Here is a 13,583-nt window from a genome sequence, read left to right as displayed (position 1 = left end):
CGTCACCGACAGAGAGGGAAACCCGACCATGTACGTAGACCTGAGCATCCCCATCAGCCGCCGTGCGCCCGGCGTCGAGTTCGAGCAATGGCTCCACCGGGACGGCATACGCCACCTGTCGCGCAGGATCCGGGCGTTACCGGGGGACAGCCGCAAGGACCGGCGGCGCAACTACTTGCGCTGGCTGACCGGGGCCAGGCGCCTGCACGCACGCGACCTGCCCGGCGGCTGCTTCCTCTCCAACGAGTTCTACCGGATGTCCGTGCACCAGGGCACGCACGTGGACGCGCCCTTCCACTACGGCCCCGAGTGCGCGGGCAGGCCCGCGAAGAAGGTCCTCGACCTGCCGCTCGACTGGTTCCGCGGGCCCGGCGTCGTCCTCGACGTACGGGAGTGCGGGGGACGCGTCACGGCATCGGACGTGAAGGAGGCGCTGCACGCGGCCGGTGCGGCGGTCGGCCCTGGGACGGTGGTGCTCTTCCGCACCGACTCGGATCTGCGTCTGGGCACTCCCGCGTACTACACGGAGTCCACCGCCATCACCCCCGAGGCCGTCGACCATCTGCTGGATCTCGGCGTGAAGGTGCTCGGCACGGACTGCTGGAGTTTCGACGGCCCCGCCCGAGCGATGGTGGAGTCCTTCTACGGAACGCGTGACCCCGCGGCTCTGTGGCCCACGCATCTCCACGGCAGGAAACGGGAGTTCATCCAGATTGAGGGCCTGGCCCGATTGCGGGATCTCCCGCAAGGCGGCTCGTTCACCTTCATGGCCTTCCCCATAGCCCTTGCCGACGCGGGCGCGGCATGGTGCAGGGCGGTGGCCGACGTACATTGAATGGGCAATTGCACGGGCAATGGAATGCTGTCCCTGTGTGGTGTCAGGAAGATGACGGACCCGTGCGTCACGGGTCCGTCACGAGTCCGCCTTGGTGGCCCAGAGAGCGTTTCGCGTACAGGACGGTCTGTACGCGGTTGGGGGTGCCCAATTTGGCGTAGATACGGCTCAGATAGTTGCGCACGGTCTTCGGGCGAATGCCTAGGGCAGTGGCGATGCAGGCGGTCTCGTGGTCGTCGGCGACCAGGGACAGGATCTGCCGCTCGCGCTCGGTCAGTGTCGAGAGCGCCGCGTCGTCGCCGCGGTGGCGGCCCGCCATGAGCTGCAGGATCGGCCCCGCGGTGGCCGCGGTGAACGCGGCGCCGTCGCGGTGTACGGCGAGGAGCGTGCCGTGCAGTTCGTCCGCGTCGATGCTGCGGGAGAGGTAGGCGTTGGCGCCGGCCACGAAGGCCTCTCGCATATAGACCGGCTGCTGGTTGGAGGAGAGGATGACGATGCGCACGTGGCCGGACTCCCGGCGAATGGCCCGAATCGCGTCCACACCGCCCGTTCCGGGCACGCCGAGCCCCATCACGACGATCTGCGGGCGGTGCCCGCGTAAATGCTCCACCGCCGCGGCGGCGTCATGGGCGATGGACACCACGGAGAATTCCGTAAAGCCGTCCAGAAGCTTTCGGAAACCTTCGAGCACGAGTTGTTCGCTGTCGACGAGCAGGATCTTTATCGATGACACTGATATCCCCCAGGGTTCCGCATTCACGACTGTGAAAGATCAGAACAGAGGGACATCAAGTGTTGTGCTCCGCGCCCCCGTTGGCTGATTTTCATCGTCGACGAATTATCTGCCTGAGGTGATGCTACACCCCTCTCGCAAAGTCTCTTTCGGTGAATAGTAAATTATCGGATCGGCGTTGCTCGGTGGTTTGTTGGAGTCACAGATTCCTTTCGCGCGCTGATCGGAATTCGATGGAAATCAGTAGGGCCGCGCGGTGTGGGCGCCTCCGAGGTGGCGTATCCCCAGTCATCGGAGCGATGTCGCATGATCCCGCCAACATCAGCCCCATCGGGCTCAGTTGGGCGCATTGACATCCGATGTATTCGACCCTACGTTCCCGAGCGACCCGTCAACCTCAGGGAGCCGCCCCCATGCGCACACAGTTCAGCCGCACCCGGCGAAGAGTCGCCGGGATAGCCCTGCTCCTCGCCTCGGCCCTCGCCGCCACCGCCGTCCCCGCAGCGGTGGCGGCCCCGACGGAACCCCCCGCATCCGCATCCGCATCCGCATCCGCAGCTGTAACCGAAGCCGCAGCTGCAACCGAAGCCGCCGGCCCGGGAACCGACCACGCGGCCGACGACCCCTTCACCGCCGACCGCACCAACTGGTTCCGGCAGGACCGCTTCGGCATGTTCATCCACTTCGGCGCTTACTCCAACCTGGAGGGCGAGTACAAGAAGGCCGATGGCTCGCTCTGCCGTGACGCCGAGTGGATCCAGCGCCAGTGCGACATCCCGAAGGCCGAGTACGAGAAGCAGGCCGCGACGTTCAACCCGGCCGACTTCGACGCGAAGGCCGTGGTCAAGGCGGCCAAGGACGCCGGAATGCGCTACATCGTCATCACCTCGAAGCACCACGAGGGGTACGCGATGTGGCCCACGAAGGTCAACGACTGGAACCTGCGCGACCACTCGTCCTTCGACAAGAAGCGCGACATCCTCGCCGAGCTGAAGAAGGCATCGGACGACGCGGGCCTCAAGCTCGGCTTCTACTACTCGATCTGGGACTGGCACGACCCGGACTTCCCGGACCCGGCCACCTTCCCCAAGTACGAGAAGCGGATGCGCGCCCAGCTCAAGGAGCTGGTCGACAACTACGACCCGGCGCTCCTGTGGTTCGACGGCGAGTGGGACACGGACAAGCCCCACAACCCCTGGACGGCGAAGGACGGCGAGAACCTCGAGGCCTACCTCCGCGGCCTCGACCCGGACCTGGTCATCAACAACCGCGTCGGCAAGCGCCGCGTGGTCGACGGCGACTACGGCACCCCCGAGCAGGAGATCCCCGGCGCACCGGTCGACGGCCAGCTCTGGGAGTCCTGCATGACCCTCAACGGCCACTGGGGCTTCGCCCGCTACGACACGGACTGGAAATCTTCGTCCACCCTGGTCAGGAACCTCCTCTCCACGACGTCCCGCAGCGGCAACTACCTCCTGAACGTCGGCCCCGACGCCCGCGGCCGCGTCCCGCAGCCCTCCGTCGACCGCCTGAAGCAGATGGGCGACTGGCTGCGTACGTCGGGCCAGGGCGACGCGGTGTTCGGCGCGCGCTACGGCGGACTCGTCGAGGAGCCGTCCTGGGGCTCGGTCAGCCGCAAGGGCGACAAGCTGTACGCGGCGGTCACCCAGTGGCCCGCGTCCGGTGCCGCCCTGCATCTGAAGGCACGTACCGCCTTTGAGGTCACGGCGGCACGCGTGCTCGGCAGCGGCCAGAAGGTGACGGTCACCAAGTCCGGCGACGGCATCGACGTGAAGCCGTCCGGCGGGGCGACCAACGACACCGCCACGGTCATCGAGCTGAAGGTGGACCCGGGCCCGACGGCCCGCCCCGGCAAGGGCAAGGGCCTGAAGCAGGAGATCTTCGACAACGCGGACCTGACCGGCACTCCGAAGATCACCCGCACCGACCGCACCCTCAACCACGCCTGGAAGTACGAGGGTTCACCGGCCGCGAGCATCCCCTCCGACAAGTTCAGCATCCGCTGGAGCGGCAGCCTGGAGCCGCGCCGCTCGGAGACCTACACCCTGACGACCGTCTCGGACGACATGGCACGGGTGTGGATCGACGGCAAGCTGGTCATCGACTCCTGGACGCCGCACGAGCCGAAGATCGACAAGGCTCAGGTCGCCCTCACCGCAGGGAAGCGGCACTCGATCAAGGTCGAGTACGCGGAACAGACCGGCGAGGCCCACATGAAGCTGCTCTGGTCCAGCCCCGGCCAGGAACAGCGGATCGTCCCGGCGACCCAGCTGTACGCCCACTGACCTCAGGCGGTCGGGCCCCAAGTCCTGCGGAGTCAGGACTTGGGGCCTCCGCTGTCGGGACCAATGGCGGGCACTTTCCGTTCTCCGGAATTGGGAGTGTTGATCTCGCCCAACAGGGCAGACGACGGATTGTCGTTGTCCGGCCACCCAGGTCAGGGCATCGATGAACGCCTATTGCCGACCGAGAGAGTGACTACCCCGTGAGCGCGCCCGAAGCACCTGAAACACCGGCACCCGCTCCGGAGGCCATAGCGCGCCACCGCGCGCTCTTCCGCGCGATCCACCGCCGCAAGAACCCGCGCCTGCGCCAGTCGGACATCACCGTCACCGAAGAGGTGCAGGTCAGGCGGGCGGTCAAGGCGACCGCGCTCGGCAACGCCATGGAGTGGTACGACTTCGGCGTCTACGCCTACCTCGCGGTGATCATCGGCAAGGAGTTCTTCCCCTCCGGCAACGACACCGCGCAGACCCTCTCCTCCCTGGCCACCTTTGCTGCGGCCTTCCTGGTGCGCCCCATCGGCGGCATGGTCTTCGGCCCCCTCGGCGACAAGGTCGGCCGCAAGAAGATCCTCGCGCTGACCATGATCATGATGGCGTCGGCGACCCTGGCCATCGGCCTGATCCCCAGCTACACCACCATCGGCGTCTGGGCCCCGGTCCTCCTCGTCCTCTGCCGCATGGTGCAGGGCTTCTCCACGGGCGGTGAGTACGGTGGCGCCGCGACGTTCATCGCCGAGTACGCGCCCGACAAGCGCCGCGGATTCTGGGGTTCCTTCCTGGAGTTCGGCACCCTGATCGGCTACACCGTCGCCGCCGTCCTCGTCACAGCCCTGACCATCGGGCTGAGCGACGACGCCATGCAGTCCTGGGGCTGGCGCATCCCGTTCCTGGTGGCGGCGCCGCTCGGTCTCATCGGCCTCTACCTGCGGCTGAAGCTCGACGAGTCGCCCGCCTTCCAGAAGATGGCGGAAGCGGAGAGCGGCCCCGCCGCCGAACGCCAGAAGAAGTCCTTCAGGGACTCCTTCTTCGGTCAGTGGCGCGCGATGCTGCTCTGCATCGCCCTGGTCGCCGCGTTCAACATCACCGACTACATGCTGCTGTCCTACATGCCGACGTATCTGACGCAGCTCGGCTTCGGCGAGACGGGCGGCCTGATGTCCATCGTGGTCGTCATGCTGATCCTGATGGCGCTCATCAACTCCGTCGGCCGCCTCTCCGACCGCATCGGCCGCAAGCCGGTCCTGATGGCGGGCTCGGTGGGCTTCTTCGTCCTCGCCATCCCGGCCTTCCTCCTCATCAAGCAGGGCGGCACGGTGGCGGTCTTCACCGGCCTGCTCATCCTGGGTCTGTCCCTGGTCTGCTACCTGGGCGTGATGTCGTCGTCGCTGCCGGCGCTCTTCCCGACCGACGTCCGCTACGGCTCGCTCTCCATCGGCTTCAACATCTCGGTCTCGCTCTTCGGCGGTACGACACCGCTGGTGGTCGCGGGGTTGATCGGCGTGACCGGCAACGACTTGATGCCCGCGTTCTACACGATGCTTGCGGGCCTGGTCGGCATCATCGCGGTCGCCGCGATGAAGGAGACGGCCCGCCAGCCCCTGGAGGGCTCCCCGCCGTCGGTCGCGACGGACGAGGAGGCGCGGGAACTGGTGGCGGCGCAGCGTCCCTGACGCCAACGCCGACGTGGACGCGGCCCGCTGTAGAGGCAGGCCGCGTCCAGGCCTCACCTCACCTCAGGTGCCGGTCGTAGAACCGGCCCCCGTCCTCCACCTCGAACCACGGGGTACCGGTGTGCCCGCCCAGATTGGCGTGCAGCGTCTTCTCCTTGCTGCCGAAGGCGTCGAACAGGTCGAGGGCCCGCTGCCGGGGGTTCCCCTCGTCGTCCCACTGCAGCAGGAACAGCAGCGGAACGGTGACCTGCCGGGCCTCCTCGCGCTGGGCGCGGGGCACGTAACCCCCGGCGAAGAAACCGGCGGCAGCGATGCGCGGCTCGACCGCCGCGAGGCGGATGCCGACGGCCGTCCACCCCGAGTACCCGACCGGGCCGCCGATCTCGGGCAGCGCGAGGAGGGCGTCCAGGGCGGTCCGCCATTCCGGGACGGCCCTTTCGACCAGCGGGCCGATGAAGGACTCGAAGATCTCGTCGACCTGCTCACCGGCCTGCATCGCCCGGCGGATGTCGGCGCGGGCCTGATCGTCGGCGGCGGACCGGGGCCGGTCACCGCACCCGGGGGCGTCGATGGAGGCCACCGCGTAGCCGCGCGCCGCGGAGTGCCGGGCCCGCGCCACAAGCCGGGGTTCCGACTTGGGCAGGCCGTTGTTGTGGGCCATCAGGACCAGCGGGGCCGGTGCGGCCCCGGAAGATCCAGCGGAGCCAGGCGTCCACAGGGTGCCGGGGATCTCGCCGAGGGTGAATTCGCGTTCGAGGACGCCGTCGTCGAGGCGCTGCTCGGAAGTGAAGTGCATGATCGTGCCTTTCGGGAGGGCTCACAGACGGCGCTCCCGGACGACCTATCGCCCGACCGTGACCCCGGAGGGGAGCACCCATGTCGATACTGCGTTCACGGGTACCACCTCCTCGTTCTCTCGCACGGCCTCCGGAAAAGTAGCAGGGGCCGCCACGGCCCGCCAACGGGTTTTCGCGGAGTCTCAGAGGGCGCCGAGTCCGTTTCCGGTAGCGCCGTTTCCGTTAGCGGCGCCTCCCACCTGCACAAGGCCCAACTCGTAAGCCGCAATCACGGCCTGCGCACGATCCCGCAGCTCCAGCTTCGCGAACAGCCGGTTGATATGGGTCTTCACGGTGTGGTCCGTGATGGTGAGCCGGATCGCGATCTCCGCATTGGACAGGCCCCGAGCGATCAGCGTGAGCACCTCCGCCTCACGCGCCGTGAGCTCACCCATGGAGTGCACCGGCAGCCGCGACGCCCGCGCGTGCACGAACTCGCCGATCACCCGCTTGGTGATCTCGGGGGAGAGCAGCGCGTTCCCGGCCGCCACCACGCGTACCGCATGCAGCAGTTCGGGAAAGGTCGCGTCCTTGAGCAGAAAGCCGCCGGCCCCGGCCGCCAGCGCGTCGTACACGTACTCGTCGAGGCCGAAGGTCGTCAGCATCAGCACCTTCGTCGCGCCCCCGGACGCGGCCAGGATCTCGCGGGCCGCTTCGATGCCGTTCTTGTGCGGCATCCGGATGTCGAGGAGCGCGAGATCGGGCCGTGTCTCGGCGGCGACGCGTACCGCCTGCACACCGTCCTCGGCCTCGCCCACGACCTCGATGTCCTCCTGCGTGCCCAGGAGGTTCACAAAGCCGGTGCGTACGACCGCCTGATCGTCGGCGACCAGTGCCCTGATCACGTGCAACTCCTTCCCTATGGAGTCCGTGGAATTCATGGGCTCCGTGGTGATCACCCGGTCCCCCACGGAAGCTCCGCCTCGACCAGGAAACCGCCGTCCGTGCCCGCGCCCGCGCTGAGCTGGCCCCCGACCAGGGCCGCCCGCTCCCGCATCCCGGTCAGGCCGTGACCCGCGCCGGGGCCTGAGCCGGGGCCAGGTCCGTCGTCCTGGATGCGCAGTGTGAGCAGCCGGTCGGCGCCGTACGCGATCTCCACCACGGTACGGGCGCCGGGCGCATGCTTGCGCGCGTTGGTCAGCGCCTCCTGGGTGATCCGGTAGGCGGACAGCTCCCATGCGGCGGGCAGCGACACCCGCTCCCCGGTGACCCTCAACTCGGCATCGCCGCCCACCGCCCGGTGCTGCTCGACCAGTTCGGCGAGATGGTCGAGGGTCGGCTGCGGTGCGGTGAGGGCCGTGTCCCGCTGGCCCTGGGGAGTGCGCAGGACACCGAGGAGGCGGCGCAGTTCGGCCATCGACGAGCGGGCGGTGCCGGCGATCTGCTGGAAGCCGTCGCGGGCCTCGGGGGTGAGTCCGGGGGTGGTGTACGTGGCGCTCTCGGCCTGCACGGCGATCATCGACACCGAGTGCGAGACGATGTCGTGCAGCTCACGGGCGATGGCGGCCCGCTCGGCCTCGGCGGCCTGCTGCCGCTCCATGGCGATCAACTGGGCCTGCGCCGCGTCCCGTTCAGTGCGGGTCTCCTCCCGGGAACGTACCGCGTCACCCATCATCACGGCCCCGAAGATGACCACGGTCAGCAGGAACGACTCGGCGAACAGACTGAGTGAGCTCTTCTCCCAGAGCACGGGCACCGGCAGGTCCATCCGCGACCAGGTGTTGATGTGCACCAGGTTCACGCACAGGGCCCCGAGCGCGGCGCCCGCGACGGTCACCGCGGGGTGCAGTACCCGGTTGCGGCCCAGGGTGTAGCAGCCGACAAGACCGCTCACCATGATCGAGACGTACAGGTTGACGTCCCCGGCGAACCCGAGCAGCCCCGCGGCGACCGTGAGCACCGCGACGGGCGGGAACGACCGCCGCCACACCAGCGAGGCGGCGGAGACGAGGACCCCGATGATGGTCGTCGTGGATCCGGGAAAGGCGATCAGCTCCGCCACGGCACCGGCGGTCAAGGCGCCGCCGGTGAGCCAGGGGTAGGCGGGCGCGGCGATCCAGGCGCGGAACCGCTGCTGAAGGGACGTACTCATACGTCCATGATCCGGGCCGGCGCGGGTGCGCGCGTCGCCTCACGGGTTGAGCCTGGGCTCGCATGTCATGCCACGGGTTGAGTCCCAGGTCCAGATCCTCGGTTGACGCGCTCCGACCTGCGGATTTCTACCGTCGGTGGACATGACGAAGACTCTTGAACGGTACGCGCGCCACATCCGGTACATCCGCCACATCCGGATCGAGCGGTACGAGCCGTACGCGTGGGCCGGCTGCGCGGTCGTCGCGCTGTGGCTCGCCCTGGCCTCGGATCTGAGACCGCACCGGGTGTGGGGGGTGGTCGCGGGGGTGGGCTACGCGGTCGTGGCGGTTCTGGCGTGCGGCGCGCGCTCCCGCCCCGCCGTCCCGGTGGTCGCGGTGGCGGGGGCCGTCGTGGCGCCTCTCGTCCTGCTGGTGACGGCCGGGCAAGGGCAGTTGGAGGTCACGGTCGTCGAGCGGTCGGGGCAGCTGCTGCTCGCGACCGGCAGTCCGTACGTCACCGACCCCTCGGCCGTCGCCGACTTCAACCCCTATCTGCCCGGGATGGCGCTCTTCGGTGTGCTGCCCGGGGATGCGCGCTGGTGGCTGGGCGGCGCCTTCGTGGCGGCCCTCGCGGCGGCCGGTCTGCACCGGGCCCGGCTGCTCGCCTGCCCCTTGGTCGCGCTGCCCCTCGCGGTGGGCGGGATCGACCTGCCGGTGGTCGGCCTGATGTGCCTCGGCGTCGTACTCGCCGGGCAGGGGCATTCGGGCCGGGCGGGCCTGGTGCTCGGCGCCGCCGCCGCGCTCAAGTGGACGGCGTGGCCCGCGCTGCCCGTGGCCCTCGCGCTGATCGCGGTACGCCGGGGCGGCCGACCCGCCCTGCGGTACGCGGCCGTTGCCCTGCCCACCGCGACAGCGGCGGTGCTGCCCTTCGCCCTCGCCAACCCCTGCGGCTTCTACCGGAGCGTCATCGCCTTCCCGCTTGGCCTCACCGACACCACGTCGCCGGCCGAGAGCCCGCTGCCCGGCCATCTGCTCGCGACGTACGTCCCCGGCGGCAGGGTGATCGTGCTCGCGCTCCTCGCGGTGAGCGCACTGCTGATCGCGCTTTCGCTTGTGGTGCGGCCGCCGGGGACGGCACGGGCGGCGGCGGCGCGGCTCGCGCTCGGCCTGGTCCTTGCGATGGCCCTGATGCCCGCGACCCGTTTCGGCTACCTGGTCTATCCGCTGGTGCTCGGGGCGCTGGCCTACGGAATGCCACAGCGCGGCAGCACCCCCGTCCACCCGCTCACCCCTCCCACTCCTGTCGCCCCTTCCAGGGAGAAGGCCCTCGTATGACGAACAACTCCCGCCCTCGCACACTGATCGTCACCAATGACTTCCCGCCCAGGCAGGGCGGCATCGAGACGTTCGTCCGTGAACTGGCCGACCGTTTCCCGCCCGACGAGGTGGTCGTCTTCACCTCGGCGCTGAGCCCTGCCATCGCGGCGTCAGCGCCTGACGAGTCCCTTCCGTACCCAGTGATCCGCCACCGGGCAAGCACCCTCCTGCCCACCCCCCGGGCCACCGCGCACGCCGCGTCCGTGGCCCGCCGGTACGGCTGCGACCGGGTGTGGTTCGGCGCGGCGGCGCCGCTCGGCCTGATGGCGGGCCGACTGCGGCAGACGACGGACATCCGTACCGCCGTCGCCACCACGCACGGCCACGAGGTGTGGTGGGCCCGCACCCCCGGGGCCAGGGCGCTGCTGCGCCGCGTCGGCACGGAGGTCGACACCCTTACCTGGCTGGGCGCGAGCACCCGGCGGCCGATCGAGGCGGCCCTCGCTCCCGGGACCCGCACCGCACGTCTGGCCCCCGGCGTGGACACCACGGTCTTCCGCCCTTCCCTGGACGGCGGCCCGGTGCGGTCCCGCTACGGCCTTGGCCGCCGCCCGGTGATCCTCTGCGCGGCCAGACTGGTCCCGCGCAAGGGCCAGGACACGCTGATCAGGGCGCTGCCCTGGATCCGCAGGGTCGTCCCGGACGCCATGCTCCTCCTGGTGGGCGACGGACCGTACGCCGCTGAACTACGTCAACTCGCGGTGACCGAGGGTGTCTTGGACTCGGTCGTCTTTGCAGGCGGTCACCCCCACCACACCCTCCCCTCCTTCTACGCCGCCGCAGACACCTTCGCCATGCCCTGCCGCACACGCCGACGCGGCCTGGAGGTGGAGGGGCTCGGCATCGTCTACCTGGAGGCCGCCGCGTCCGGACTCCCCGTCCTTGCGGGCGACTCGGGCGGCGCCCCCGACGCCGTACGCGAGGGCGAGACCGGCCATGTCGTCGACGGTCGCTCGGTGGCGGCGACGGCGGACCGCCTGATCAGACTCCTCCGCAACCCCGAACTCGCCCACGGGATGGGCGAGAAGGGCCGCCACTGGGTCCAGGCGGAATGGACCTGGAGCCGCTCCTACGCAACTCTGGCGGGGCTGCTCGCTTCCGCGACCTCCTCGGCATACGCACCGACGACCCGGCCCTGAACGAATTCCGGGGCAAGACGGTGTGGGCCGAGGTCAGTCGCAGAGGCGGCGCGTGGTGAGGGCGCCGCCCGTGTTCTCGTTGTCCGTGCCCAGGGCCGCGAGGTGCGAGCCGGGTACGCAGCGCAGTGCCTCGATCTTGTGGCCGTCGAACTTCTCCAGGACCTCGGGCGACTTGGCGACGGACAGCCGTACGTTCCCCTCGGAGGAGACGGACAGCTTGCCCGCGTCGCTCACCGCGGAGTCGAAAGGACCGTCGTCTCCGGCATCGGACGCCGAACTGATCAGCAGACGGCCCGACTTGGTCACCTCGATGTCGGAGGCATGGCGCACGTCACCCTCCGGATACGGCGCACGGAACGTCGCCTTCTCCACCGGCCCGAACTGCGCCTCATCGTAGGAATTGATCGAGAACGGCGCCGCGTACAGCGTCGCGGGGCGGTCCTCGCCCTCGCCCCGGTCCGCCCAGACCGCCACCGTCTCCCCGTGCCGCGAGGTCAGCGAGAAGCTCTCGAAGTTGTCGTCCGTGCCGATCGCGGGCAGCGGGGCGATGTCCAGGACCTGCACGGACTCCCCGGCGTCGGTCAGCTTGAGGTGATAGGCGAGCCCGCGGCTGGCCAGGGCCACATACTCGTCGGACGTCCCCGGCACCGCGTCGAGCGCCTCCAGGTCGACGGGCTCGGCGCCGCCGTGCCAGGAGATCGGCGCGACCTCGGCCACCTGGCCCGGGCGGTAGGTGACTTCGGCGATGCGGTTCTCGCCGGGCTCCTTGTTGTCGCGCACGACGAGGGTGCGCAGGTTGTCACCCGAACGTGAGGCGACGGTGAGGCCGCTGATGCCCGACTTGATGTCGTCCCCGACCTGCTGCCACGACGCGGCCTTCGGCTGAGCCGTGGAAAGTCCGGTGCTGAGCGCCACGGCAACTCCCGTGCCGATAACGGTGAATGCGGTCAGAACGGTCTTACGCATGGTCAGGGACCTCTCGCTCGATGTGCGACGCGCGTAGATTCACGGCTGGCCGGACCGTAGTGGTCCGGCCGCCGTGAGGGCAAGGGCGTTACCTGAACTGGTCTAACGGACGGGCTCATGCCGCCGGGGCAGGGGCGCGGTGCTGCTGCTCGGCCTGTGCCTGCTCGCTCTGCGCCTGCTCGGCGGCGGTCGCGTCGGAGGCGGTCGTCCCGCGCTCCGGCCGCAGCAGCGTCGCCGCCAGGGCGAGGCCCGCCGCCGCGATGCCCGTGGCCACCCAGAAGGCGAGGCGGTAGCCGTCGGCCGTGGCCGCCACGGTCCGCTCGCCGTCCGCGAGCAGGGTCTCGGTGCGGCTCGCCGCCAGCGTGGTCAGGACGGCGAGGCCCAGTGAACCACCGACCACCTGCGTGGTGTTGAAGAGCCCGGAGGCAAGACCCGCGTCCTCCGCGCGCGCCCCGGACATCGCGAGCCCCGTCACCGCGGGCATCGCCGCGGCGAATCCGGCGCCGAGCAGCAGCATGGCGGGGAGTACGTCGACGACGTACGAACCGTCGGCGGGCAGGCGGCCCAGGAGAGCGAGGCCGCCCGTGATGAGGACGAGGCCCGCGAGCAGCGCACGGTAGGGGCCGAAGCGGCCGATGACCCTGGCGGAGAGGCCCAGCATCAGGACGCCGATGATGATGGGTGCGGGCAGGAACGCGAAGCCGGTCTTCAACTCGCCGTATCCGAGCACGCGCTGGAAGTAGAGCGCGCCGATGTACTGGAAGCCGAACATGCCCGCGATCATCAGGATCTGCACGGCGTTGGCGCCGGTCAGCGTGCGGGAGCGGAAGACGCGCAGACGCAGCAGGGGACGGGCCGTACGGGCCTGGCGTACGGCGAAGGCGGCGTACAGGGCGAGGGAGAGTGCGGCGAGCGCGAGGGTGGCCGGTGTGCCGTGCCCGGCGGAGCCGACGATCGTGTAGACGGTGAGCATCAGCGCGCCGGTGATGAGCGCGGCCCCCGGGTAGTCCGCGCCCCCGGCGAGGCCCGTGCCGCGGTCGTCTCCGAGGACGCGTACCGCAGCCATGAGCGCGACGGCCCCGATCGGCAGGTTGATCAGGAAGATCCAGTGCCAGCTGAGGGTCTCGGTGAGCGCGCCGCCCAGGAACGTGCCGAGCGCGCCGCCCGCCGCGCCGACCGCGCTGAACACCGCGATGGCCTTGGCCTGTTCGCGCGGCTCGGGAAAGAGCGCCACCAGCATGCTGAGCACGACCGCCGATGTCATCGCCCCGCCGACACCCTGCACGGCGCGTGCCGCGATCAGCAGACCCTGGTCGGTGGCGACTCCGCACAGCACGGACGCCGCGGTGAACACGGCGAGGCCCGAGACGAACATCCGCTTGCGGCCGACGAGATCGCCGAGCCGCCCCGCCAGGAGCAGCAGGCCGCCGAAGGCGATGAGATAGGCGTTCACGACCCAGGCGAGGCCCGGCGCCGAGAAGCCGAGGTCGCTCTGGATGGCGGGCATCGCGACGGTCACGATGTTGCCGTCGATGATCGTCATCAGCAGGCCCGAGGACAGAACGGCGAGCGACGCCCTGCGGGAGCGTGGGGAAGTGGTGGCATCGGACACGGTGAAAAACCTCCATGAACTGCATAGGTGCACGACT

At 69.7% G+C, this 13,583-nt stretch carries 11 protein-coding genes; 5 read left to right on the top strand and 6 right to left on the bottom strand.

Annotated elements, in window-relative coordinates; genetic code table 11:
- Positions 1-28 precede the first annotated feature (28 nt).
- The gene (locus ACWFRJ_RS13450; protein WP_453528546.1) at positions 29-835 is read left to right on the top strand and encodes a cyclase family protein; all 807 of its coding nucleotides are present in this window, start codon (positions 29-31) and stop codon (positions 833-835) included.
- 67 nt (positions 836-902) lie between these two features.
- Here ACWFRJ_RS13450 and ACWFRJ_RS13445 read toward each other — a convergent pair whose 3' ends face one another.
- Positions 903-1,568: a response regulator gene (locus tag ACWFRJ_RS13445; protein WP_453528543.1), complete on the bottom strand. Its 666-nt coding sequence runs from the start codon at positions 1,566-1,568 to the stop codon at positions 903-905.
- Between the two features lie 413 nt (positions 1,569-1,981).
- On the opposite strand from ACWFRJ_RS13445, the gene ACWFRJ_RS13440 reads away from it, so the two are divergent.
- Together ACWFRJ_RS13440 and proP are read left to right on the top strand one after the other, a co-directional pair.
- Positions 1,982-3,874 (top strand): alpha-L-fucosidase, encoded by a 1,893-nt coding sequence (locus ACWFRJ_RS13440; protein ID WP_453528540.1) that lies wholly within the window; start codon positions 1,982-1,984, stop codon positions 3,872-3,874.
- Positions 3,875-4,074: 200 nt separating this feature from the next.
- On the top strand, positions 4,075-5,544 hold the full coding sequence (gene proP, locus ACWFRJ_RS13435; RefSeq protein ID WP_453528538.1) for a glycine betaine/L-proline transporter ProP: 1,470 nt from the start codon (positions 4,075-4,077) through the stop codon (positions 5,542-5,544).
- Positions 5,545-5,602: 58 nt separating this feature from the next.
- On the opposite strand, the gene ACWFRJ_RS13430 is transcribed toward proP, so the two are convergent.
- The 3 genes from ACWFRJ_RS13430 to ACWFRJ_RS13420 all read right to left on the bottom strand — a co-directional run bounded on the left by ACWFRJ_RS13430 (position 5,603) and on the right by ACWFRJ_RS13420 (position 8,472).
- Positions 5,603-6,340, bottom strand: coding sequence for a dienelactone hydrolase family protein (locus ACWFRJ_RS13430; protein WP_453528536.1), 738 nt, complete (start codon positions 6,338-6,340; stop codon positions 5,603-5,605).
- Between the two features lie 183 nt (positions 6,341-6,523).
- Positions 6,524-7,261 carry a response regulator gene (locus ACWFRJ_RS13425; RefSeq protein ID WP_453528534.1) on the bottom strand — a complete coding sequence of 246 codons (738 nt, stop codon included), beginning with the start codon at positions 7,259-7,261 and terminating at the stop codon, positions 6,524-6,526.
- A 14-nt stretch (positions 7,262-7,275) separates the two neighbouring features.
- The gene (locus tag ACWFRJ_RS13420) at positions 7,276-8,472 is read right to left on the bottom strand and encodes a sensor histidine kinase (RefSeq protein WP_453528531.1); all 1,197 of its coding nucleotides are present in this window, start codon (positions 8,470-8,472) and stop codon (positions 7,276-7,278) included.
- A 142-nt stretch (positions 8,473-8,614) separates the two neighbouring features.
- Here ACWFRJ_RS13420 and ACWFRJ_RS13415 point away from each other — a divergent pair, with 142 nt between their 5' ends.
- Positions 8,615-9,787, top strand: a complete 1,173-nt coding sequence (locus ACWFRJ_RS13415) for a glycosyltransferase 87 family protein (protein WP_453528528.1) — start codon at positions 8,615-8,617, stop codon at positions 9,785-9,787.
- A complete protein-coding gene (locus ACWFRJ_RS13410) occupies positions 9,784-10,968 on the top strand; it encodes a glycosyltransferase family 4 protein (protein ID WP_453528525.1) in 1,185 nt (394 codons plus the stop codon). The genes ACWFRJ_RS13415 and ACWFRJ_RS13410 overlap by 4 nt, the downstream gene beginning before the upstream one ends.
- Positions 10,969-11,001: 33 nt before the next feature.
- Here the strand turns inward: ACWFRJ_RS13410 and ACWFRJ_RS13405 are convergent, their stop codons facing one another.
- Together ACWFRJ_RS13405 and ACWFRJ_RS13400 are read right to left on the bottom strand one after the other, a co-directional pair.
- Positions 11,002-11,934, bottom strand: a complete 933-nt coding sequence (locus ACWFRJ_RS13405; protein ID WP_453528522.1) for a hypothetical protein — start codon at positions 11,932-11,934, stop codon at positions 11,002-11,004.
- Between the two features lie 115 nt (positions 11,935-12,049).
- Positions 12,050-13,477 (bottom strand): MFS transporter, encoded by a 1,428-nt coding sequence (locus ACWFRJ_RS13400; RefSeq protein WP_453529630.1) that lies wholly within the window; start codon positions 13,475-13,477, stop codon positions 12,050-12,052.
- Between the last annotated feature and the right edge of the window lie 106 nt (positions 13,478-13,583).

It is taken from the genome of Streptomyces sp. NPDC055239, from assembly GCF_053606205.1.
The sequence above is the reverse complement of the archived record's forward strand: the minus strand, read 5'-3'. Positions and strand labels throughout refer to the sequence as shown.